This is a genomic window from Methylobacterium sp. WL12 (assembly GCF_008039475.1).
GTDB classification, from domain to species: Bacteria; Pseudomonadota; Alphaproteobacteria; order Rhizobiales; family Beijerinckiaceae; genus Methylobacterium; species Methylobacterium cerastii.
Genome location: NZ_VRUW01000062.1, coordinates 1 through 23,063, shown reverse-complemented (window position 1 = coordinate 23,063; position 23,063 = coordinate 1). Strand labels below are relative to the sequence as shown.

At 64.8% G+C, this 23,063-nt stretch carries 20 protein-coding genes and 2 pseudogenes; 13 read left to right on the top strand and 9 right to left on the bottom strand.

All coding sequences use genetic code 11. From position 1 onward, the window contains the following. Positions 1-124 precede the first annotated feature (124 nt). The 5 genes from FV226_RS19590 to FV226_RS19565 form a co-directional block, all read right to left on the bottom strand. Positions 125-1,159: a hypothetical protein gene (locus tag FV226_RS19590; protein ID WP_147764201.1), complete on the bottom strand. Its 1,035-nt coding sequence runs from the start codon at positions 1,157-1,159 to the stop codon at positions 125-127. 163 nt (positions 1,160-1,322) lie between these two features. Next, positions 1,323-1,685, bottom strand: coding sequence for a hypothetical protein (locus FV226_RS19585; RefSeq protein ID WP_147764200.1), 363 nt, complete (start codon positions 1,683-1,685; stop codon positions 1,323-1,325). A gap of 1,042 nt (positions 1,686-2,727) precedes the next feature. Then, positions 2,728-3,195 (bottom strand): hypothetical protein, encoded by a 468-nt coding sequence (locus tag FV226_RS19575; RefSeq protein ID WP_147764198.1) that lies wholly within the window; start codon positions 3,193-3,195, stop codon positions 2,728-2,730. A 138-nt stretch (positions 3,196-3,333) separates the two neighbouring features. After that, on the bottom strand, positions 3,334-3,816 hold the full coding sequence (locus tag FV226_RS28715; RefSeq protein WP_246691658.1) for a hypothetical protein: 483 nt from the start codon (positions 3,814-3,816) through the stop codon (positions 3,334-3,336). Positions 3,817-3,941: 125 nt separating this feature from the next. Beyond that, entirely contained in the window at positions 3,942-4,937 is a 996-nt protein-coding gene (locus FV226_RS19565; RefSeq protein ID WP_210246526.1) for an isocitrate lyase/phosphoenolpyruvate mutase family protein, read from the bottom strand. 161 nt (positions 4,938-5,098) lie between these two features. Here FV226_RS19565 and FV226_RS19560 point away from each other — a divergent pair, with 161 nt between their 5' ends. Continuing rightward, positions 5,099-5,764, top strand: a complete 666-nt coding sequence (locus FV226_RS19560) for a ribonuclease H (RefSeq protein WP_147764197.1) — start codon at positions 5,099-5,101, stop codon at positions 5,762-5,764. Between the two features lie 601 nt (positions 5,765-6,365). Here FV226_RS19560 and FV226_RS19555 read toward each other — a convergent pair. Continuing rightward, positions 6,366-6,719: a hypothetical protein gene (locus tag FV226_RS19555; protein ID WP_147764196.1), complete on the bottom strand. Its 354-nt coding sequence runs from the start codon at positions 6,717-6,719 to the stop codon at positions 6,366-6,368. Positions 6,720-7,559: 840 nt separating this feature from the next. Between FV226_RS19555 and FV226_RS19550 the strand changes: the two genes are divergently transcribed. From FV226_RS19550 to FV226_RS19515, 8 genes are all read left to right on the top strand, one after another. Beyond that, complete coding sequence (locus FV226_RS19550) at positions 7,560-8,774, top strand: ABC transporter substrate-binding protein (protein ID WP_147764195.1); 1,215 nt, start codon at positions 7,560-7,562, stop codon at positions 8,772-8,774. Between the two features lie 187 nt (positions 8,775-8,961). Beyond that, positions 8,962-9,816: a branched-chain amino acid ABC transporter permease gene (locus tag FV226_RS19545; protein WP_187278802.1), complete on the top strand. Its 855-nt coding sequence runs from the start codon at positions 8,962-8,964 to the stop codon at positions 9,814-9,816. Positions 9,817-9,828: 12 nt separating this feature from the next. Next, a complete protein-coding gene (locus tag FV226_RS19540; RefSeq protein WP_147764194.1) occupies positions 9,829-10,884 on the top strand; it encodes a branched-chain amino acid ABC transporter permease in 1,056 nt (351 codons plus the stop codon). Next, on the top strand, positions 10,881-11,669 hold the full coding sequence (locus tag FV226_RS19535) for an ABC transporter ATP-binding protein (protein WP_147764193.1): 789 nt from the start codon (positions 10,881-10,883) through the stop codon (positions 11,667-11,669). Before FV226_RS19540 ends, FV226_RS19535 begins: the two co-directional genes overlap by 4 nt. Next, the gene (locus tag FV226_RS19530; RefSeq protein ID WP_147764192.1) at positions 11,666-12,379 is read left to right on the top strand and encodes an ABC transporter ATP-binding protein; all 714 of its coding nucleotides are present in this window, start codon (positions 11,666-11,668) and stop codon (positions 12,377-12,379) included. Before FV226_RS19535 ends, FV226_RS19530 begins: the two co-directional genes overlap by 4 nt. 23 nt (positions 12,380-12,402) lie before the next feature. Further along, positions 12,403-13,650, top strand: coding sequence for a Zn-dependent hydrolase (locus tag FV226_RS19525; protein ID WP_147764191.1), 1,248 nt, complete (start codon positions 12,403-12,405; stop codon positions 13,648-13,650). A gap of 29 nt (positions 13,651-13,679) precedes the next feature. Next, positions 13,680-15,167 (top strand): M81 family metallopeptidase, encoded by a 1,488-nt coding sequence (locus tag FV226_RS19520; protein ID WP_147764190.1) that lies wholly within the window; start codon positions 13,680-13,682, stop codon positions 15,165-15,167. Between the two features lie 49 nt (positions 15,168-15,216). Beyond that, positions 15,217-15,975: an FCD domain-containing protein gene (locus FV226_RS19515; RefSeq protein WP_246691657.1), complete on the top strand. Its 759-nt coding sequence runs from the start codon at positions 15,217-15,219 to the stop codon at positions 15,973-15,975. Positions 15,976-16,061: 86 nt separating this feature from the next. Here the strand turns inward: FV226_RS19515 and FV226_RS19510 are convergent, their stop codons facing one another. Next, entirely contained in the window at positions 16,062-17,399 is a 1,338-nt protein-coding gene (locus FV226_RS19510) for an aspartate aminotransferase family protein (protein ID WP_147764188.1), read from the bottom strand. Positions 17,400-17,578: 179 nt separating this feature from the next. Here FV226_RS19510 and FV226_RS19505 point away from each other — a divergent pair. The 4 genes and pseudogenes from FV226_RS19505 to FV226_RS19485 all read left to right on the top strand — a co-directional run bounded on the left by FV226_RS19505 (position 17,579) and on the right by FV226_RS19485 (position 20,759). Beyond that, positions 17,579-18,126, top strand: a pseudogene (locus tag FV226_RS19505) (cupin domain-containing protein). A gap of 466 nt (positions 18,127-18,592) precedes the next feature. Further along, positions 18,593-18,736: pseudogene (locus FV226_RS19500) on the top strand (2-keto-3-deoxygluconate permease); the annotation flags it as partial. 351 nt (positions 18,737-19,087) lie between these two features. Further along, positions 19,088-19,789, top strand: a complete 702-nt coding sequence (locus tag FV226_RS19490) for a GAF domain-containing protein (RefSeq protein ID WP_187278801.1) — start codon at positions 19,088-19,090, stop codon at positions 19,787-19,789. Between the two features lie 466 nt (positions 19,790-20,255). Beyond that, positions 20,256-20,759 (top strand): helix-turn-helix domain-containing protein, encoded by a 504-nt coding sequence (locus tag FV226_RS19485; protein WP_246691656.1) that lies wholly within the window; start codon positions 20,256-20,258, stop codon positions 20,757-20,759. Positions 20,760-20,791: 32 nt separating this feature from the next. On the opposite strand, the gene FV226_RS19480 is transcribed toward FV226_RS19485, so the two are convergent. Both FV226_RS19480 and FV226_RS19475 read right to left on the bottom strand, forming a co-directional pair. Beyond that, a complete protein-coding gene (locus FV226_RS19480) occupies positions 20,792-21,130 on the bottom strand; it encodes a hypothetical protein (RefSeq protein WP_147764186.1) in 339 nt (112 codons plus the stop codon). A gap of 305 nt (positions 21,131-21,435) precedes the next feature. After that, positions 21,436-23,063 (bottom strand): autotransporter domain-containing protein (locus FV226_RS19475; RefSeq protein ID WP_187278800.1); only part of this gene is annotated, 1,628 nt, incomplete at its 5' end.

The window sequence follows — 23,063 nt, the reverse complement described above, 5'->3', positions numbered from 1 at the left end:
CGGAAGCGCGCATAGCGATCCAGGCGGCCGGGTTGGGTCGAGACCGGAACGTCCGCTTGTTGGGGCCGAACCAACTTCCGCTTATGGCGCATTGAGGAGGTTAGAGTTTCGAACGATGGGCGACTTACGAGCCCGATTTGGACAAGTTTGAAGCTTCAAATTTACGCACTAGGTTCACGAGGTGCGTAGAAGGCCGGCGGTAGCTCACGATCGCCACATCGAGCCCCGACTCGATTCGTAGTCGGCAGGCCCGTAGTAGAGCTTCATCGATCCAGTCGTCGTTGTTTCCGAACGCGCCACCACCGAGCCGAGTCAGCAGCACGCGCCGTGAGCCGCCGCGAGCGGCGTTGAGCAGGCCAACTAATATCGTCGCCTCGTAGGCCGCCTCCAGCACGAATCGCGCGAACGGCGCCCAGGCCGAGGCCTGCACAGCCGAGTAGGCGACCGGCAGGGCCGAGCAGAACGCTTGGCTGACGCGCGGGCCGGGGGAAGGCCCATCGGTGACCTCGACCTCCCACTGGACGCCGATCCGCAGCAGCCCGCGCAAGGTGTCGAGCGTTGTGGGATCGGCCTCGCGCAGCAGCCCACCGATGGCTGCCAGACCGTCCGCCGTCGCCAGCGCGTAGCCGTTCTGCGTCCGCCAAAGCTTACGAAAGTCCAAGCCGAGGTGGCGCGTCAGCCAGTGGCCGAGGTCGGCGAGCCCATCGAGTTGCCGGTCGGCCGTCTGCCCGATGCCGCCGGCGACCGGCACGAGGTAGTTGCGGTAGATCGTGGCCGCGCCCGCCGCCATGGCGCAGGCCGGCCCTTGCGTGGCATCGTGCGCGTAGCCGGTCACGCCGTGCTCGGGCGTGATGTCCTCGTGGACCATCTCCAGCATGTTGAACTGCGAGGCGACCTGGAACAGAGCGCCCCGGTTCTCCGGCAGCCGGTGCATCCGGCGCACGTCGCCTTCTGCGATCGACAGCTTCAGGCGACCTTGCAGGTCGACTGCCTGAGCTCGGAGGCGCAGCTCAGACAGGCTGGGTAGTTCAAAAGTGCCGACGGCGTAGGTGCGTGGAGTCTCGCTCGACCGCAGCCACCCATCAACGACAGAGAGCCGAGCCTGCGTTTCAGCATAGTCGCCCTCGGGGAAGCCGGTAAGTCGTTCGAACCAGTCCATTAAATAATTCTCTCAGTGCCTTGGACCTGACTCGAAGTCAGCGGCTGGGCGAGGCCCAATCAGGTTTGGGAAACCGCTTTGTTTACTAATACAGGCGACCGGCGCTCTCACCCACACAATCTCCGTAACGCGGACTCTCTTGTCAGTCTCCGGCTCCCGCCGATCAGTCAATGCCGCCGGGCAGCTCGAGGTAGACGTCGTCCTTGGCCGCGTTCGCCCAGAACAGGGTAAAGCCGACAAGCTTGCGACCAGCGTTGGTGAACACGGTCGCGATGCAGACGCGCTGGTCGGGGGTGCGACTTGGGTTGGAAGCGAGTTCGCTGACCGCATCGACCCTCTGCACGGTCAGGCCGATGAGCCTGGCGCCCGGCGCGTTCGTGATCGTGTCGCGCAGACCGCGCCGGCTCAGCGCGCTGTCGCAGGCTGGCATCTGCCCTGGCGTAATCGTGAAAAGGCTGTCCTGACCTCGCCCCCGCATGATCCCGACGGCGCCGGCAACGCCAGGGGCGACGAGGACGCCGAGCATGAGACCTTTGCGGCTCTCACTGAGGATGAACCGGATACCCGACGCCCGACCCGTAAACCTTGCCATGAACCGCTCCGCTGCTGGCTGTCAGCGAGCTTCACGGCTGGGTCGAGAACTTCAGCGACGGCGTGCGGATTTTCGCCAAAACATTCGTAGTAGGCTGTCGCAGGTATGGGAAGTTGTAGAGTGCAGCTGCTTCAGGACGCGGGGGCGAGCGCCATGAGCGCGATCCAGTCAGCGGCCGGTCCACCCTTGGTGAGTTCCACCAGGCCGCCTTGTTCGCCAACTTCGATAGCTATCCGTGCTCCTTGAGCTCTGAACTTCAGGAGGGTCAGTTATCGCTGGAACCAAGGCTATCAAATTACCAGAGGGCTCGCGGGAGCCTGCGCTTCCAGCGTTCGCCGGGCCGCAAGGCGGCAGCCTGCTGCGTACGCCGTGCGGAACGCACCTGCGCTAAGCTGGGCTGCGCGATGACAGCGGGATCAGCTTCAGCGATAGCAACAACAGCGGAAAGGGTAGTCTGCCGCTGCGTCTGCGCCTCGTCAGCGACCGGCTTGGCTGCACCAGCTTTTGCCAGAGTCGTTGTACGTTTGGCGGACGGCTTCACCCGCCGTACCCGCGGCAACCGCTCCTCAGCAGGTGCTTTACACACCTCCGGGGTTTCTGGCTCCACTGGCATCGCGAACATCGGCACAAGGCTCGGCAACACACGCCGAGCCGGCATTTCAACCCGCGCAGGCTCGGCGTGCGGCACAGGAGTAGGTTGAACCTCGGTAGCCGTGTCCGCTGCAGTAGCCAGTTCTGCACCCCAGACACTTTGGCCCACTCGGGTAGGTGCCGTAGCATCAAAGAGCGAGACCCGAGATGTACGGGTATGCTTGATTTCGACCGTGAACGGTCGCGCGCTACGGCGCTTCATGTATGCAAAGATCCTGAAAATCGCACGCTCAGCGGCGCAAAACGCGCCAATGGCGAGTGCACATTATATGACGCTCAAGTTATCTGTGTCTAGTCATCAGTCAGCACAAATGCGGCCTTTGTTCTAGATAAACGTGTGTTTGCGCAACTCCTTTACCGATCCTTGCGCATCGCGATGGTGAATGAACAGACCGCCTGCCTGCTCCCACAGATGTCGGTATTTCTCCCGGTCATCCACCAGCGCGTCGCCAGGATGGCAATGCTCGCGCTTCAACGCCGCGCTTGTCGTGATCACCTCGACACCAGGGAAGTGCCGTTCCGCCCAGAGACGCTTCTGCGGCTCGGCCCATTTCCCGCGCGGGAGACCAGTCAATATGATTGGCTTCAGGTGCCGGACGGCTTCGAACAACTCCATGGCATCCGGTAGCAGCGGGAGCACGCCAAAGAAGCTGTCGAGCGAGGCGAGCTTGCCCCAGAAGCGCTTCAGGCCGAAGCGTCGCTCGAACTCTTCCGGCGGCATTCCAAAAGCTTCGGTGGCACCGGCATCAAAGTCGGCAAGTACGCCGTCGCAATCGAGAAACACCGTTGGCATCAGTCCGACACAACCTCACACATCCAACTTCGCTGATCTAAGCCAGCAACGGCAGCAGCTAGAAGCGGGTTCACCATCAGGTGCCAGCTTCTAGCTGCTGCTAACCATCGTCTAAAAGAAATGAATGACCGCTGATGGTCAGAGGCTTTTTGAAACCACCCCGAGCGCCAGCACCACGTATGCGCCGACGAAGAACCACGTCCGGAACTTTACCACCGTAGCGCCGATCGTCGGGACACGCAGGTAGAGGCTGGCGACAGCGAGCCCTATCAGTACAAGCGAGAGAAGAAACGTGATGGCGCGGGGAGGGGAGAGGTTCAGCATAGCGCCATCCTGGCGCCGCATGGTTGAGGAGTGATGAAAGCGGCGGTGCGGCCAGCAGCTAGATCGCTCATTGTAAGGCTTGATGTCCATGCAGAACGGAGTGACGGCCCTACATACCCCGGAGAGTCTGCTGTTCGGTGAACGCTCCGATGGCACGCTCGCCCACATCTCCGAGGTAACGTCGCGCTCGAATCCCGTATCGCTGGCGAACTGCGTCAGCTTGATCTGCTGAGCCGCGGTGACGGTCTGAGTGGCGATGCTGGGAATTCTGGCGGACAGCGCATCGCTACTAGGCACGCGTTCATGACGTCGCGAGAGAACCTGGTGAATAGGGGGACCACTCGCGCGACAGACGCTCTGGGTCCGTTTGACCAAGTGTTCCGCGGGGGCGGGTGTTTCCGTAGACCTTGGGGTCGTGACCATCAAGATCGATCACCAACTTCGTAGCGCCTTAAGGTCTGCGCAGCTGCATCGAAAGCTGCCCAGGTCTTTCGGGCAAGGCTTCCACCTACGCTGCAACGACGGACCCCGAGTTCGGCGAACGCCGAGATGCCCTCATCGTACTGCTGCACAACGACGTTGACCGGCTTCGGCGCGACCGCCGCGATGAGTTCCGCGACGGCGCCGTGATCAAGGATAAAAGGTACGAAGAGGCAGTCGGCGCCAGCATCTGCATAGGCGACGGCGCGATCGATGCTGGCACTTACAGACATGTCGGCGACACGAAAGTTCTCGTTGCGACCGACGAGCATGACCGTGGGATCAATGGCGTCGATAGCAATGCGCGCGGCAGCGATCCGTTCGACGGCTTGATCTGTCTCGTACATCGAGGTTCCGGACCAATCCTCGATCGACAGGGCCGCCACACCCATGTTGACCGCCAGGGCAACGTTTCGCGCAACATCCTCGGCACGATCGGCAAAGCCGTTCTCGAAGTCCGCGTTGACCGGAAGATGGGTGCTGGCAACAAGCATCCTCAAGTGGTCGAGGACGGCCTCCAAGCCGAGCTCCCCATCCTGCTTACCAGCTGCCCAGGCCGCACCCGCACTCGTCGAGGCAATGGCCTTGAAGCCGAGCTTGGCAAGCCGAACCGCGCTGCCGCAGTCCCAGGCGTTGGGTAGCAGGAAGAAGCCGCTCTCATGGAGGCTACGGAAAGCCTGTCGCTTTTCCGCCGTGGTGGCCATCGCTTGTTCCATCCTCTTCAGGCCCCACCATCCTCCAATCGACGCCGCTGCTGCCTGGTCTCGTCGAAGTCCGAGGGCGCCAACCGCCCAACGCCCGCCGATGCCGGAGCCGTACCAATCTTCGGCGAGGATCGCGTCGATCGTCCTGCACGAGGTGCCCTGTACCTCGCCGTAGCTCCTGCCGAGCTGGTCGAGGTATTCGATCTTATCCGCTTCCAGAGTGGCGAGCAGCACAGCCGCCCTGCCGCCGGCGCGTCATGAGTGTAAGATATGCTGCTCAGCTCACCGCTCTCGGCGGTACCCGCCCCGAGGTAGAAAAACCATCTGTCAGCCAATCTCGAGCATCGCTGGCGGCCTTTCCTCGACATCCCCAAAACGGAAGGACTAACGCCACGATGCGAACGATCGTTTATGCCGATGGAGGTTGCGATCCTAACCCCGGGCCAGGTGGTTGGGGAGTCGTCGTTGCGGCCCTCGACGGCACGGTCGAGCTGTGCGGCGGAGAGCCTGGCACCACGACCAACAACCGCATGGAGTTGACAGCTGCAATCAAAGGCCTGGAGCATTTCCCAGCCGGGGCCGCGATCGAGATGCGGTGCGACAGCCAGTACGTGGTCAAGTCGGTAACCGAGTGGATGCGTGGTTGGAAGGCGAAAGGCTGGCGCTCGACGACAGGTGAGGTGAAGAACGTCGACCTCATGAAGCGCCTCGACGAACTGAACGCAGCGCGCGACGTGAAATGGACCTGGGTCCGGGGACATGCCGGTGACCGTCTCAACGAGCGCGCCGACGCTCTCGTCCACCGGGGCCGTCGCGAGGCGAAGCTTGGCAAGCTCGAGTCGCGGAACAGCGCTGCGGCCATACCTGTTCCGACCGCCGCATCGTCTTCGCCGAGCCAGGGTGCCGACCTGCGCGTCGATCTTGCACTTGGCCTCAAGGTCACTCGGGCCGCGAAGGCGGCGGGTGTCACGCCCGACGCTCTGGTCGACGATGCCATCCGCTTCTATCTTGAGATCGGACCAAGCGAGGTCGCACGCTTGCGATTGAGTCGAGCATCGTAGACGACGCTGATTGTGAAGACACTGAACACCGGTTTGGTCCCATCTCTGCTACAAGCGTTCGCCGCTTTAACGTTAGAAGGACTACTTCTGGTCAGGCAGGTACCAATCCGGGAGGCCTTTTTTGAAGACCTTTTCCGGGTTGGAGGCGGAATGTCCGCTTCCGGGCAGGGAGCCAAGTTTCGCCGATGGCGTGAAGCAGCAAACCCCTTTGGCCCCAGGTCGTGATGCGTATGCTCGCCTGTCCGTGCGGCTGTAGGTGAGGCTAACCACTGGGTGGGACAAGCACCGATGCACGCACCATTGGCTGAACCCAGTGCAAGTCGCTGGGTAGCGAGTGACACGTAAAGTCAAACGCTACGAACTTGGGACGGTGGGATGTCTGTCGATGACGGCGAAGGGGTGTTCAACGTCGGTCGGCGGCGGCGACGCCACAGTCCCCCAGCGGCGGGTAGCATCCGGGTCGACGTCGTCGCGGGGCCTCGCCCGCTGTGCGTCGGCCAGGTCGAGCCGCATGTCCTCGATCTCGGCAGGTCCGATCATGACTGGCATTCCCGTAAGGGTGGGATGCCGGTCCGGGTCGTCCCGAACCGGCGGTTGGAGACTAGGGCAGGGCGCCGATCATACCCTTGGCCTCTGTCATGGTGTTCTCGCAGCCGCGCTTGTCGCCGCGCCGATCCTCGCCGGTCGCCCGGACGATGAGGACGCGTGCCTGGGCCACGTGGTCGGCCGTAGAGACGGTGTCGGGGTCGCTCGGGGCGTCGAGGCGGGCGATGGTGTTGCCCCGGGGCGAGCCTGTCCGGAGGCTATGGCCATCCTGCAGGCCGGTGACCTGAACGGCCCCGGCGCTGTCGAGGCGGCGTTCGATGGTGCCAATCTGCTCGGCGCAGGAGGAGGCGAGCGCCGGTAACGGCGCAAGGGTGAGGACCATTGTCGCGAGGGTTGGCGCGAAACGCATCGGGATGACCTTCGAGGAGGCAGCGCCGCGACCTCGCCCGGCGGGCGTCTGGTCCGATGCCGTCCCTCACTCGGCGATGCGAGGGTAGCGTCAGTCCAACGGCCGCGCCCGACTTATGTTGCACTGCAATACAGAACGCTTGGCAGGCCTGCGTTTGCCGTCGCATCTGGTGGAATTCGCCGGCATCTACCGTCGCTTGCACTGACGTCAGCTAAGCAGTCCGCGTCCGTTGCCTTCGGCAGATCATTCGTCGGCCCAGAACTCGAACCCAATTCGATAGGTCGTCATGAGGTCGCCGCTCACCGCTCCCAGAATCGGGAGGTGGTTCTCATTGGCTTGCGACCTCCAGTATCCCGGCTGCACGACCACGACCTTGTATCGTGTGGTGAAGTCGCGTTGGTAGGTGAGCCAGTCATTGATCAGCGTCCGGCTGCCGACTTCGACCTGAAGAAACCCACCACCGCAACGGAAGAATACTGCGCCCTTCTTGATGCAGAGGAAGGGTCGTCCGGTGACGCGCCGAAGCCACTTTCGTGCGATCCTCGTTTCTTCCGCTGGGTGAGCTCTTACTGGATGCAACCCTGTCTGGGGCCGAGCGCCGTCGCCTGACCCGCGCGACCGGCCTGTCCGTCCTGGTCAAGGCACAGAGCGCCGCCTAGTTACGCTGCTCCTGAGGGTATTTGCCTAAAATTCGGACATTTGCTTCCCATTCGGCCCGCCGCAACGCAACATTTCGTCATGCATCGCAGCAACTCCGGGTCCCTTGACGACCACATCCGATTATCATTCTATGCGTATAGTTCGGATAGTACGCTCGTACGCCCAGTGGAGAGCGATGGAATGCATGATCGTCGTCAATTCCTGAAAACCTCGCTCGTGGCCGCCCTGGGGGCGTCCGGCCTCCCAATGTACGGGGTCCTGCGCGGGGCCAGGGCCGCAGACGGGCCTCTCGTCATCGGTGCGCCGTTGCCAATTTCCGGCGCCTTCGCAGCCAATGGCAAGTACGCCTCGCTCGGCGCCGCCTTCGCCGCGCAGGAGGCCGGCAAGTTCCTCGGTCGCCCAGTCGCGATTGCGGACATCGACACCGAGGGCAAGCCGGCCCCGGCCGCCCGCAAAATGCAGGAGGCGATGGCGCAGGGTACGCGCCTCTTCGCCGGCGGCATCCTCTCCTCCGAGGCCTTAGTGATGGGCAAAGAGGCATCGAAGTCCGACGGCGTCTTCATCACCACGGCCGGCGCTGACGAGATTACCGGATCGGACTGCAATCGCGGCACTTTCCGCTGGACGGTGCCGACCTTCGGCGCCATCGCGCAGACCGTGCGGCCACTCATCGCGCAGATGCCACAGGCCAAGCGATGGTACACGATCACCCCGCAATACGTGTTCGGCGAAGGCCTCCTCAGCGCTGCCAAAGCGGTCTTCCAAGAGAAGGGGATCGAGCACGTCGGCAACAGCTACCACTCGCTGGCCGAGAAGGAGTTCAGTGGCTATCTTACCAACGCCATCGCGGCCAAGCCCGATGTATTGCTGCTCCTCAACTTCGGCTCGCAGTCCTCGGATGCACTGCGCCAGGCCGTCAGCTTCGGCCTGAAGAAGCGCATGACGATTGTGCTCGCCTGGGCTTCGGGCCTGGAACAGTTCGAAGCCCTGGGCGCCGACCTCTGCGAGGGCGTCTACTTTGGCGCGCAGTACTGGCATGGCATCGACTCGCCCCTGAACAAGGCCTTGGTGGCCAAGGTCCGCGAGACCACCAAGATGACGCCAAACTACTCCTTCGCCGGCTCGTACCAGATCACCAAGCTGCTCCTCGATGCGGCCACGAAGGCCGGCAGCGCCGACGGGCCCGCCGTGATCAAGGCGCTCGAAGGGATGCACTACTCTGGCCTCACCGGCGAGGAGGAGATCCGCGCCGCCGACCATCAGGTCATCAAGGATTACTACCTGCTCAAGGGCAAGGCGAAGTCTTCCATGAAGGACAAGGACGATTTCGCCGAGGTCATCCAGTCCGGCAAGTCGTTCCTCTCGCCTGAGGCCGCCGGCTGCAAGATGACGTAACGGCTGAACGTCAATCACGCCTGCCTTCGCGGTGAGAGTGGCCCACGTGCAATGCGGGTTAGTGCGACCTCTCCGGATAGCGCGTGGCCTAGAATCGACCCTCCGACGCGGGCCACCCTTTGCTGGCGACGGGAGAGGAAGCCGCGTCTTGCGAAGCGAACGACACCTTGGCTGAACGGGAAACCTCGTGACCTACCTGTTCCAGATCCTGAACGGCCTTGGGCTCGGGATGCTCTACTTCCTCCTGGCGGTGGGCCTGAGCATCATCTTCGGACTTCTGCAATTCGTGAACTTCGCCCATGGGGCGTTCTACCTTCTCGGCGCCTACCTCGCCTACGAAGGCGTCGAACGTGGGCTGAGCTTCTGGGTAGCAATGCCACTCGCCGCTCTCGTCGTTGCTGTCCTGGCGGGCCTCACCGAGCGGCTGCTCCTGCGTCGCGTCTACAAACTGCCCCACACCTTCCACATCCTCGTCACCGTCGGGCTCGCCCTTGTGGTGCAAGAGCTGGTCATCATCATCTGGGGGCCCATCGGCGGGAACGTTCCCCCACCGGATTCGCTCAGCGGAGTGATGATCCTCGGTGACTTCGTCTACCCAGAGTATCGCCTCTTCGTGATCGGCTTCACGGCGATCCTGGCAGCTGGCCTATGGTGGCTCCTCGATCGGACGCGCCTTGGCGCCATCGTACGGGCCGGGTCGGAATCTCCGTCGAACATGGCGCTGCTCGGCTACAATACCCTGCGCATCAACACTGCCGTCTTCGCGCTCGGCGCCGGGCTGGCTGGCCTGGCCGGAGCGCTCGCCGCCCCCATCCGCGGCGTCGAGCCCTTCATGGGAGTCGAAGCCCTCGGCATCGCCTTCGTCGTGGTGGTGATCGGCGGCATGGGCAGCTACGTCGGGGCGCTCGCGGCCGGCATCCTCGTCGGCGTCGCCCAGAGCCTAATGGCCACCCTGTGGCCCGAGGGCGCACGCTTGGTCATCTATCTCGGCATGGCCGGCATCATCATGGCGATGCCGCGCGGTCTGTTCGGCCGAGCCTAAGGGGAAGAGGCGATGATTTCTTTCCTCGACCGACCCCTGGTGCAGTTCGGCCTCGCGGTCGCCGCCGTGCTGATCCTGCCTCTCGCTATGCGTTCCGGTACGCTTGCCAGCGAGATCCTGATCTACGGATTGGCGGTAGCTGCCTGCAACCTGCTGCTGGGCTATACCGGCCTCCTGTCTTTCGGCCAGGGCATCTTCTTCGGCCTCGGCAGCTATGTCGCCGGGCTAGGCCTTGTCCGGGCCGGTCTGCCGGCCCCTGTCATGCTTCTGCTGGCGCTGGTCCTGGGAGCTCTGGTGGCGGCCGCCGTGGGCTGGGTCTCGATCCGGCGCCAGGGCGTCTACTTCGTGATGCTGACGCTGGCCTTCTCGCAGATGTTCTACTTCCTGGCCTACACCTTCAGCGGCGTCACCGGCGGCGACAATGGCCTGCTCGACATCCCGCGCCCGCGCTTCGCCAGCACGGTGCTGGCCGATACATGGACCTACTACACCTTCGTGGCCGTGCTCTTTCTCGCGCTTTTCGCCGCCCTGCAGCGGGTCGCACTCTCGACCTTCGGGCGCACCCTGCTGGCCATCCGCGACAACGAGGGCCGGGCCGGGGCGATTGGCTACCCGGTGCGCGCCTTCAAGGTCGCGGCCTTCGCGATCTCCGGCGCGGTCACCGCCTTCGCGGGTGCGCTCCACGCCATGCTGATCGGCGTCGCGCCCCTCTCGAACATCGACTATCACACCAGCGAGACCCTGCTGATCATGACGATCATCGGCGGCAGCGCGAACCTATTCGCCTCGCTCCTCGGGGCCGGCGCCTACCTGCTCGCCGCGGACGCCTTGTCGGCGATATGGCCGCGCTGGCTCCTGCTTCTCGGGCTCCTCCTCATCATCATCACGCTGTTCCTGCAACGGGGCCTCTGGGGCCTAATCGAGCGCGCCGTCGCCCTCGTGACCCGGGCGCCGCCGCCCGACGACCCCACGCCCGACCGGCCGGTGGTAGCGAACCTCGAAGTTGCTCCTGTGGCGGCGGTTGTTCCCGCGGTCGAGACTGGCCGCGCACCGGAGGTCGCTCGATGAGTGCGCCGATCCTCGCCACCGACGAACTTGGCGTCCGCTACGGCAGCTTCGTCGCCCTGCAGGACGTAACTCTGCGCATCGCCGAGAACAGCGTCCACTCGATCATCGGCCCGAACGGCGCTGGCAAAACCACCCTGTTCCACGCGCTGACCGGGCGGATCACGCCCTCGGCCGGGCGCATCACCCTCGCCGGCCGGGACATCACCCGCACCGCCGACCACGAGCGCGTGCGCCTCGGCCTCGCCCGCTCCTTCCAGGTCACCAGCCTCTTCCCGACGCTCAGTGTTCGTGAAAACTTACGGCTGGCCGCGCAGGGCAAGACGCCCTGGCAGGCACTGGCCCCATGGCGCCGAGCCGAGGCGAACCGACCGGCGCTGGCCATGGCAGAGGAGATGCTGGAACGCCTCGACCTTACCTGGGTAGCCCTACGCGCTGCCGGCGAACTCTCGCACGGCCAGCAGCGGCGCCTCGAAGTCGGAATGGCCATGGCGGCGGCCCCGAAGGTCATCCTCCTCGACGAGCCGACCTCCGGCATGGGCATCGACGACATAGGCGCGATGACGGCGCTGATCCGCGACCTCGGGCGCGACCACACCGTCCTGTTCATCGAGCACAACATGGGCATCGTCATGAACATCTCCGATACCGTGACGGTGATGCGTGCCGGCCGCGTGCTCGTGGAGGGGTCGCCGGCCCGAGTCCGCGACGACCCGGAGGTGCGCCGGGCCTATCTCGGCAACATGATCACCGGCGACCTGACGCCCGCCGAGGCGCACGCCTCGTGAGCGGCCCGGTCGCCCTCAGCCTGGACGGGGTCCAGGGCTTCTACGGCAAAAGCCACATCCTCCAGGGCGTCAGTCTGGAGGTTCGCGACGGCGAAATCGTCTGCCTGCTCGGGCGCAACGGGGCTGGCAAGACATCGACGCTGAAAGCAATCAGCGGCCTCCTCCCGCCGCGCGGCGGCCGGGTGCGATTCCGCGGCAACGACGTAGCGGGCTGGCCCGCTCACCGCATCGCTCGGGCCGGCCTTACCCTCGTGCCGGAGGATCGCGGTATCTTCAGCCTCCTCAGCGTCGAGGAGAATCTAGCCATCGCCGTGCGCAAGGGGTCGCCCTGGGGCATGCGGGAGATCTTCACGATGTTCCCGCGCCTGGAGGAACGCCGCCGCAACGGGGGCGCGCAGCTCTCGGGAGGCGAGCAGCAGATGCTGTCGATTGCCCGCGCCCTCCTCACCGGGCCTAAGCTCCTTATGCTCGACGAACCGGTGGAGGGTCTCGCGCCCGTCATCGTCGAAGAGATCGTCGCCCAAATCCGGGTCATACGCGACGCCGGGGTCCCGATCCTGCTGGTGGAGCAGAACCTCGCGGTCTGCACGAGCCTCGCCGACCGTCACTACATCCTCGAACTCGGCCGCGTCGCCTACGCGGCCGGCAATGCCGACTTCGTCGCCGACGAGGCGGCGCGCGACCGCTTCCTTGGCGTGAAGGCGGCGTGAGCCGAACGGAGTCCGGGGTACCGATGTCGAATCTCACCATCAACGCCGAGCGCCTCTGGGACAGCCTGACCGAGACCGCTGCCATCGGCGCCACTCCGGACGGGGGCATCGCCCGCCTGACGCTGAGCGATGAGGACCGCCGGGTGCGCGACTGGCTGCGGACCCAGGTCGAGGCCTTGGGCTGTACCCTCACGGTGGATGCGGTCGGCAACATGTTCGCGCTGCGCCCTGGCCGGAATCCGGACCTGAAGCCGATCGCGCTGGGGAGCCACCTTGATACTCAGCCCACTGGCGGAAAGTTCGACGGGGTGCTCGGCGTGCTGGCCGGGCTCGAAGTACTGCGCACACTCGACGGGGCCGGCTACGTCACCGAGGCGCCACTCCTGCTGGTGAACTGGACCAACGAGGAAGGCGCACGCTTCGCTCCCGCCATGCTGGGCTCCGGCGTCTATGCGGGCATCTATGCCGTCGACTGGGCCGAGGCACGCCAGGACAGCGCCGGCACCCGCTTCGGCGCGGCCCTCGACGCCATCGGCTATCGCGGCGCCGCAGCGCCCGGCTCGGTGCCGTGCGGGGCGATGTTCGAGCTGCACATCGAGCAGGGACCGATCCTGGAAGCGGAAGGTGCCACCATCGGTGTGGTGCAGGGCGTGCAAGGCATGCGCTGGTACGAGGTTACCCTGGAGGGCCAGTCCGCCCATACAGGCTCGACCCCCATGCCGTTGCGGCGCAACGCCCTGATCGGCGCCGCCCGCCTAGTAGAGGCTGTGGATGCCACCGCCCGGGCGCACGCCCCCGACGCGGTCGGCACCATCGGCCACCTTACGGTGACGCCGAACTCCAACAACGTCATCCCGGGCCACGTCTTCCTCACAGTGGACCTGCGCCACCCGCAGGACGCGGTGCTCGACACCATGGAGGCGGCCCTGGAAGCGGCCGTGGCGCGCATCGGCGCCAAGCTCGGACTCGAGACCCGCCTGAAGTCCATTGCGCGAACCGCCCCCGTGGCCTTTGATCCCGGCTGCATCGCCTCAGTTCGGCGCGCAGCCGAGAAGGGCAGCCACGCCACCCGCGACATGGTCTCGGGGGCGGGGCACGATGCCGCCCACGTCGCTGGCCTGGTGCCCACCACCATGGTGTTCGTGCCGAGCGCCGGTGGCCTCAGCCACAACCTGGCCGAATCCACCGCTCCGTCCGAATGCGCCGTCGGCGCGCAGGTCCTGCGCGACACGATGCTCGACTACGACGCCCGCCAGTCCCCCGCAGCTTGATCCCGAACCCCAGCAAGGCTTCGAAGCGCATGCGTATCGTCACCGCCCGGGTGAACCACGAAACCAACACCTTCTCGCCCCTGGCGACCCCGCTGGCCGCCTTCAACCCGCTCTGGGGTGAGGCGGCCCTTATGGCGGGGCGTGACAGCCCCACGGCGCTCGGCGCCTTCATACGCTTCGCAGAAGTGCGCGGCGCCACCGTTGCGGTGCCGGTCTTGGCCCATGCCAACCCGAGCGGCCCGGTGGCAGACGCAGCCTTCGAGGCGCTTAGCGCGGCGATCCTCAACGCAATTCGGCAAGGCTGCGACGCCATCCTCCTAGATCTGCACGGGGCGATGGTGACGGAGAACCATGACGACGGCGAGGGCGAGCTTCTAGCCCGCATCCGCGCCCTGGCGCCCGGCGTACCCCTGGGCGTCGCCCTCGACCTCCACGGCAACATCACCGACCGCATGGTAGCGAACTGCGACGCGATTGCCGGCTTCAAGACCTATCCGCACGTGGACATGGCCGAAACGGGCGAGCTCGTCGCCAGCATCGTCGGGCGCATGCTCGATGGGGGCTTGGCGCCGCGCCGGGCCTGGGTCCATCCGCCGATGCTCGCCCACACCCTACGCATGGACACTCGCGTGCCCGGCCCGATGTATTCGGCTGTCGCCGCCGCCCGGGCGGCGGAGTCCCGCCCGGGCGTCCTCGCCGCGACGATCTTCGGCGGCTTCTGCCTGGCCGACCTCTCCGAGGCCGGCGTCTCCGTCACGGTCACGGCGGAGACGCAAGGGGCCGCTGATGCGGCGGCCCGCGACCTCGCGGCCGAGCTCTGGGGCGCCCGCGAGGACTTCGTTTACGTGGAGGTGCCGCTGCCCGAGTCCATCGCGGCGGCAAAGGCCGCGCTGTCAGGGCCGGGCGACGGACCGGTGCTCCTCCTCGACCACGGCGACAACTGCATGTCGGGCGGCACTTGCGACGTAATGGACGTCCTCGCCGCTGCCCTAGCAGCCGGGATGGACGGCATCCTCGCCGGCCCAATCTGCGATCCGGAGGCCGTCGCGACCATGCACGCGGCGGGCGTCGGCGCCCGGATCGAACTAGGCCTCGGGAACCGCGTGGCCTTACCGGGCTTCGAACGCCAGCCCCCCCTCCACCTCGCCGGGACGGTGACGGCCCTGGGCGACGGCGAGTATGTCATCACCGGCCCAACCTATACCGGCCAGCGCTGCCGCATGGGGCGGGCGGCGGTACTAGATACAGGTGCGGCCCGCGTCCTCGTCACGGAAGAGCCACACGAGCCCTGGGACCTCGGCGTCTTTACCGCCTCCGGCCTTGACCCGGCAGCAACCCGGGTGCTGATCCTGAAGTCGCGGATGTATTGCCGGCCGGTCTTTGAGCCCATCGCCCGGGCGGTGGTGGAATGTGCGAGCCGGGGCGTCACCAGCTCCGATTACGGGCTGTTCCCGTTCGCCAAACTCGCCCGCCCGATCTTCCCCCTCGATGCCGACGTGGCCTGGACGCCGCGATGAGCTGGTCCAACCGATGAGCAGGTCGGCGGTGGAAGGCCCGCCTACGCCGATGCGGCGGATCAAGCTGTCGGACCAGATCGCGGAGGATCTCTGCAACCGGATCGCCCGCGAGCGTCTGGCGCCCGGCGACCGTCTGCCGAACGAGCGCGCCCTGATGCAGCATTACGGCTGCGCCAAGGGCACGATCCGCGAGGCCCTGAAGGCACTGGAGGTCCAGGGGTTGGTGACGATGCAGTCCGGCCCCAACGGTGGCCCGGAGATCCGCCCCATCTCTGTGGATGCCGCCGCGCAGCAGCTGCGCCGGTTCCTGCACTTCCAGGAACTCGACTTCGCCCAGGTCTATGCTCTGCGACGCAGCCTGGAGGTGACGCTCGGCGTCAGCGTAGTCGGCCGCCTCGGCGAGACGGAGTTCCGTCGCCTTGAGGAGAACATCGCAGCCGGTGAGGCTGCCAATGCCGGCGATGGGCGTGGCCTCGGCCGGGTGGTCGAGGTCGATTTCCACGATATTCTGTGCGACGCCAGCGACAATCCGCTCCTCGCCTTCATGTGCCGGTTCCTAAACAGCCTGCTTCGTGACCTGGTGGAGTTCCGCAGCGACAGCCTCACCGAGCACGAGGCGTTCGGAGACCATAACCTCGCCAGCCATCGCGCCCTTGTGACGGCCTTCCGCGCCGAGGACGCCGAGGCTGTTCGCCGTGAGATGCACGACCATATGTGCTGCGCCGAGCACTTCATGCAGCGGCTCGATGCCAAGTTCCGCAAGGACCTTTTAAGCCTACGACCGAGGCTGGGACCTGTTGTCGATTAAGCCGGTAAAAAAGTGCTCGCGAGAAGCTGGTTACCAATGAAGTTGGGACATCGTGGTAGGTATCAAGAATCCTGACGGGTGAGAGGTCAGGCGGCTCGGGCGATAGCGTCGCCCAGCATTGACGCCATGGTATCGATCTGGCCGTGCTCGATGATGAGCGGAGGCGACAGGGCGATAACGTCGGCAGTCACCCGGATGAGCAGGCCGCGCTCGAAACAGTCGACGAAGACGTCGTAGGCCCGTGAGCCGGGCGCACCCACTCGCGGCGCCAGCTCAATGCCGGCTACGAGGCCGATGGTGCGGATGTCGATGACGTGTTTCGTGCCGCGCAGGTCGTGCATGGCGCCGGCCCAGTCCTCGGCCAGCTCCGCCCCGCGGGTGAGCAGCCCCTCGGCCGCGTAGATGTCGAGAGTGGCGAGGCCCGCCGCGCAGGCCACCGGGTGACCCGAATAGGTGTAGCCGTGGAACAACTCGATCACGGCGTCGGGGCCGTGCATGAGGGCGTCGTGGACGGATCGCTTGCAGAACACCGCGCCCATGGGCAGCGCGCCGTTGGTGAGCCCCTTGGCGGCGGTGACGAGGTCTGGGACCACGCCGAAGTAATCCGTGGCGAAGGGCGTGCCGAGACGCCCGAAGCCGGAGATCACCTCGTCGAAGATCAGCAGGATACCGTGGCGGTCGCAGATATCCCGCAGGCGCTCCAGATAGCCCGCCGGCGGCAGCAGCACGCCGGTGGAGCCGGCCACCGGCTCGACGATGCAGGCCGCGATGGTCTCGGCCCCGTGCAGGGCGACCAAGCGCTCGAGGTCGTCGGCGAGTTCCGCCCCGTGCGCGGGCAGGCTCTTCGAGAAGGCGTTGCGCGCGGGGTCATGGGTGTGGCGCAGGTGATCGACGCCCGGCAGCAGCGGGAAGACGCGACGGTTGTTAACGAGGCCGCCCACCGAGATGCCGCCGAAGCCGACGCCGTGATAGCCGCGCTCGCGTCCGATCAGCTTCGTGCGCGTGCCTTGGCCGATAGCGCGCTGGTAAGCGAGCGCGATCTTCAAGGCGGTGTCCACCGATTCGGAACCGGAGCCGGTGAAGAACACCCGGTCGAGTCCAGCCTCCGGGCCGCCCGGCGCGATGGCAGCGAGGCGCTCGGCGAAGTCGAAAGCCGCCGGATGGCCCATCTGGAACGAGGGGGCGAAGTCGAGGGTGGTGAGCTGGCGCTCGACCGCCGAAGCGATGCCCTGACGCCCGTGCCCGGCATTCACGCACCAGAGGCCGGCGGTGCCGTCGAGGACGCTGCGCCCACCGGTGGTGGTGTAGTGCATGCCCTTGGCCGAGGCGAGAAGGCGGGGGGCCGCCTTGAACTGCCGGTTGGCCGTGAACGGCATCCAGTAGGCGTCGAGCCCGGGAGCGTTGGCGGCGTGATGGTGATCCATGGCGATCCTCCCGTGGGGACGTCTATGGACCCGGAGGAGGCGCCGATTGCGCAAAACGAACAAGTCCTTTTCTTTCCCCACGATGTCCTTGAAAAGATAGGGTCGGCGGAGGCAATGTTCGTGAATCCTGAACATCCCTAACAGGGTGATCCGCCCGAGGGACGACCGCGAGGTTCTTAATGAGCATCGATCTCGGCGCGCGCCTGCGCACCGTCCGCACAAGCCATGGGCTCTCGCAGCGGGCGCTCGCCAAGCGCACTGGCGTGCCGAACTCCACGATCTCGCTCATCGAATCGAACGGCGTGAAGCCTCAGTCGGCGGCCTCAAGCGCATCCTCGACGGCATTCCTATTGGACTGTCCGAGTTCTTCGCCGTGGAGGCGGAGCGCCCGCGCAAGGCGTTCTACCGGGCCGACGAACTGACCGAGATTGGTAAGGGGCCGATCTCTTTTCGGCAGGTCGGCGACAACCTCTTTGGGCGCAGCCTGCAACTGCTGAAGGAGCGCTACGACCCTGGCGCTGATACCGGCCGGGTGCCCTTGGTCCACGAGGGTGAGGAGGGCGGCATCGTCCTGTCGGGGCGCCTAGAGGTGACGGTTGACGCCGAACGTCGCATCCTCGGTCCAGGAGACGCTTATTCGTTCGAGAGCCGCCGCCCGCACCGTTTCCGCTGCGTTGGCCCATCCGCCTGCGAAGTGGTGAGCGCTTGTTCCCCGCCCACCTTCTAAAAATGCTTCTATTGTATCGTACTACACGATTTACGGCGCAGGCTCATAGTATACGAAATTGAACAGAGAGACCGGTCTTTGTTCGCAAAAGCAGGTTGCGCAATGAGTCGTACCGTGACAGCCCGCAGCTGTGTGCGCCCTCGGAGAGGCCGCTTCCAGGGTGTCGACACGGCAGACGCTGACGGCCGGTTTGGGTGGCTTTCTGCCGGTCCGCTTTTGAGATGCGCGATCAAAGAAGCGGACATGCGTCTGGCAATTGGTGATTGGCATACCCGCGCCAATCCCAACCATTAGGCAGCCCCTCTGAAGAAAACATCGTCTCACAGCTTCACCGGCTAGGTCATGCCAAGGACGGACGTTCGACGATGTCGGCGGTGTCTCAGTCGTGACAGTCGAACGATTGGGGCCGCGCGATTTGAAGGACTTTATAGACAAACTGCGCAAATTGCGCAGGGAGGAGCCCGAGATGCAGATCCCGATCAAGCGGGCGATCGAGGCCGTGCCCGGCGGCATGATGGTGGTGCCGTTGCTCGCCGGGGCGCTCATCGCCACCTTTTTTCCCGGCACGCCGAAGCTTTTCGGCTCGTTTACGGGCGCCTTGTTCTCCGGGGGGGGCGCGCACCGGCGACGACGGGGGGGCGGCCGTCCGAGGCCGTGCCTGTCCCTGAGTGCGGCCGAGCGGCAGGGCGGCGGTCGCCTCGCGACAAGGAGGGGTCCCGAAAGGAAGGCGGATCGCGTCGCCGGCAGGACCGCGGTCGAGAACGCCGAGGCCGCATCCTAACCTCACTCCATCCTTGGCCGGCGGCCCGCTATGCGATTGGGCTCCCAAAGCTTTGGGCAATTAACCGAAACGAATCTTGAACCTCCCCCAAACGCAACCTTTAGTAGTTATCATCATTGAGTTCGTTCTTAGGTTGTGACATCCCGACGTGGCGCTTCGCGCGGTCAAGGAGTGGATCAAGTGGGCAGAACTCCCTGGTCAGTTATCTTAGATCCCGACCGCCTGAACGATCTTCGAAGCCTCAACATATTGGATACGACACCGGAGCAGTCGTACGACGACCTTGCCGAACTTGCGCGCATCATCTGCGACACTCCAGTTGCGAACATCACTCTGGTGGCGGCTGATCGGCAGTGGTTCAAGTCGCGGATCGGCAGCGAAGTCGATGAGACCCCGATTGAGCTTTCCGTCTGCGCGTATGCACTCGCCGAACCTGACGCACTTGTCATCAATGACCTGACAAGCGATTTACGGACCCGTGATAATGTGCTCGTAACCGGAGATACCTCCCTCCGTTTCTATGCCGGTGTACCGTTACGTTTGGATGCGAGCTACGGGGTCGGCACCCTATGCGTTCTCGATACGAAGCCGCACGTCGAAGGACTTACAAAAACGCAAATTGCCGGCCTACAGGCTTTAGGTCGACAGGCAACAATACTTTTCAACATCCGTAAATTTATCGCGCGACAGCATTCCGAGGCACAAGGCAGCCCAAATGAGAATGAAATGCTTTTTGAGGCGGCGGATAATCTAATGGCAGCCCACAAAATAGCAAAAGGTATTCAAGACGAGATACTCGAAAAGTTACTCTCAAAAAGCCTGACGCATGTGGGTCGCCGCATCGCAAAGGATCAGCTTGGCCAAAGTATGTATCTAAATTAGGTATCGTTCGTATTTCTACACGATCCCTGTCGACGGTAGATGTATCATCGTCCCTGATGCGCCGCTGGTTGAACTAGAGCGAATGATATGAGCGTGACTCGTTTTCGATCAGCGCACCTACTCCAACGTATCGCTGAGGCGCTTAATATGGATGTGAGTCGCTTGCTCGACAACGCAGATCGGATGCAAAGCCTGAACCAAGCATCTGAAATTTTAGATGCGTTTCAAGGTGTTATTCTTTTTAAAGATAGAGTTGCTTGCATCGAATTTGTGCAATACATTTCCTCTCGCAAACAATAAAATAAATAAGTTCTCGCTGGAACTCCGCGAAGACGGTTCGAGGGCTTCCCCTGCTATGCGCTCCATGATGCGAGCCAACGTGACCGACGCCCAGTCCCCTTGTGTAGGGGGGGGTGACATAACGACTGAGCTATGCCGTTTTTGCAACCCAGGATTGATCTGATCCTTGAAACTCAATCGCACGCAATGCGTATTAGGTTGTGTTCGGGATGGCAGCGACGCCGGCTCGGCTTCCTCCCACCTGAAAGCAACTGCCGAGATGACCCTCACCCATGCGCCGAAGCTCACCACCGATGGCGACCGCTCGATCGGCAGCCGTATCGCGGCGTATCGGACAGCCCAACGACTGAGCCAGACCGCTCTCGCTCAGGCCCTCGGGGTCACGTTCCAGCAGGTCCAGAAGTACGAGAAGGGCCGCAACCGCGTCGGCGCCGCCCGCCTCCAGGCAATCGCCGACTTCCTCGGCGTGCCGGTCTCGACCTTCTTTGACGATCCGGCTGAGAATGCCGATGGCAAGGAATCGATCCAGAACCTGCTTCAGGACCCGGATGTGATGGAACTGGTCCAGACCTTCGCCACCATCTCCGACAAGGTGACGCGCCGCAGCGTGCTCTCCATCGTCAAGGCTGCTGCCAGCCTGCAGACGGTATCAAGCGACGCCCAGAACTGAACGATGACGCCCCGTGCAGGGTCTGTTCGACCTCAGGCGCCCTGCTTGCTCGCCCTCACGCGCTCCAGGGTACGAGCGCTCTCGCGTTCGAACTGGCGCGGCGTCATCGCACCGGCATCCACGCGTCGGGCCAGTTGCGTCCGGTAGGTGATCGCGGCTTCCTGATCGGGGCTGAGCGTCACGGTTGCCCGTACCGCAGCCCCCGTGCGCTCTGCCCACTCCGTATACGAGATGCGCCTTGCGTCACGATCGGCGCGAAGGCGTGCGATGTCCTCTTGGAACACAGCTGTCTGCTGCGGGCCCGGCGTAGCAGTTTGGCAGGCGGCCAAACTGAACGAGGCGATAAGAACGGCAGTGATGTTTCGGTACATGGTAGTCCCCTCTAAATCAGGGACTTGAACGGTTGTCATCAAATAGGCGATAACCACGATGCAACACTACGGTCAAAATCGGCAGCCAATTTGTATGAACTTCGTTTGATAGGCGCAAACTACAAAATCAGCTCCCCGAGTGCCCCTGGAACACGTTCGCACTGTGGATTAGATCGATAACGGTCCTTGGATCGCAGTGCCCCGACTGATCCATGATCCGGGCGAGATCGGTGCCGGCATCGCGCCAAGGTCTGCTGATCGTGCCAGCCCATCGCACAGAACCCCTCTGCCGCATGGTGGCGGCATCAGAAGCGGTAGGTGACGTTGCCCTTCGCCCCGTGGTCCTGCGCACGGCTGCCGACTTGCCCGGCATAGGATAGCCCGACGGTCATGGTAGGCAGAACGACCCAGCTGAGACCGGCCTCCATCACCACCGCGCTGCGATCGACCGGCGCACCGCGGGTCAGGGCCGAGACGCCACCGGTGTTGAAGGCCAGAAGTGCGGTTGGCGTCACATCGCCGAAGGCGCCGCGATAGCCGACGAGCCCGCGCAGCAGGATCGGCAAGCCGCCGACGAAGCCGTCGATCCGCGCCTCCGCCCGTATGCCCGCCGTGGCGGTCGTCACGGTGGTGTCGCGCGCCGCGCCGGCCAGTGCCGCCACGCCGCCCAATTCCGAGAAGGCGTCCTGGCCGACGCGGATCATTGCGCCGCCGGCGAAGGGCTCCAGCGTCAGGCCGGCGAGATCCATGCGGTAGCCGACTTCGCCGAACGCCTGCGCGACGCTGCCGCCGTAGGCGGCGTGAGTGTTGTCGCGGAAGCCGGCGAAGGCGACGTCGCGCCGGGTCTCGGTGTCGCTGACGCCGTAGAGGCCACCGATCCTCAGGTCGAACGCGCCCAGCCCGATCCCGGCATAGACCGACCCGAACCCGGTCTGGACGTTGCCGCGCGACAGTCGCAGCGGCACGTCGAGCGCGGTGTCGGTGTAGCCGGCTGCTGCGCCGACGCGGATCATGTCGCTCGCCGCCACGTCGCCGCCGACAACGAGGCCCGCGGTGTTGCGCCCGAGGGCGGCCGCGTTGCCGTCCGAGGCAGTGCGGCCGAAGCTGCCGAAACCCTGGCCCCAAAGGCCGACGACCCGCTGGTCGAGGCTGCCGGGTCCGAGGCCGGTGCCGCATTCGGGTACGGAGTTGAGCGGCACCCTGGCGACCGGCGCGCGCTCGGCCGGCAGGCCGGAGCCGGCCGGCGTGCAGGTGAGCCCGGCGCCGTCTGCCCAGCGCATCCTGTCGAGGATCGCCTCGCGCACCAATCCGCCGGCCTCGACGAGGGCTGTAACCGCGCTGGCGTGGACCTCGCCCGAAAGCGCGTCGAAGGCCTGCCGGGCCTGGGCGGTGGAGAGTGGGCCAACCGCGTCGTAGACGGCGTTTCCGGCGCCGAGCGATTGCGCGCGTCGTCCGGCGCCGACGCCGTTGAAGGTCGCGCCGGCGGTGTCGAAGCCGAGGTCGTTGCGGGTAAGATGGAGCTGCACGGCATCGTCCGCATAGGTCAGCGACGGCGTCAGGAAGGCGAAATTCGCGGTCACGCCGGCGAACCGCCCCTGCACGCCGCCCGCGGCGTCGAGGATTGTGTAGGTGGTGTTTGCGCGGTAGGTGCCGGCCTGCGCCTGCACGTCGACGAGACCGCCGCGCAACGTCGCGATGCCACCCGCCACGATCCGGTCGCTGTGGCCGGCAGCGTCCGCCTTCACCTGGTAGGTCGAGGCTGCCTCGAACAGGACGTTGCCGTTAGCCGACAGCGTACCAATCGCGTCGTAGCCGGGAGCCAAGCGGCCACCACTTCGGATGCTGAGGCCGCCGAGCGTGCCGGTACCCTCGATGATCGCGCCAGAGGCGACGGAAACGTCGGCCGCGCCGAGGTTGCCGCCGACCCGCAAGC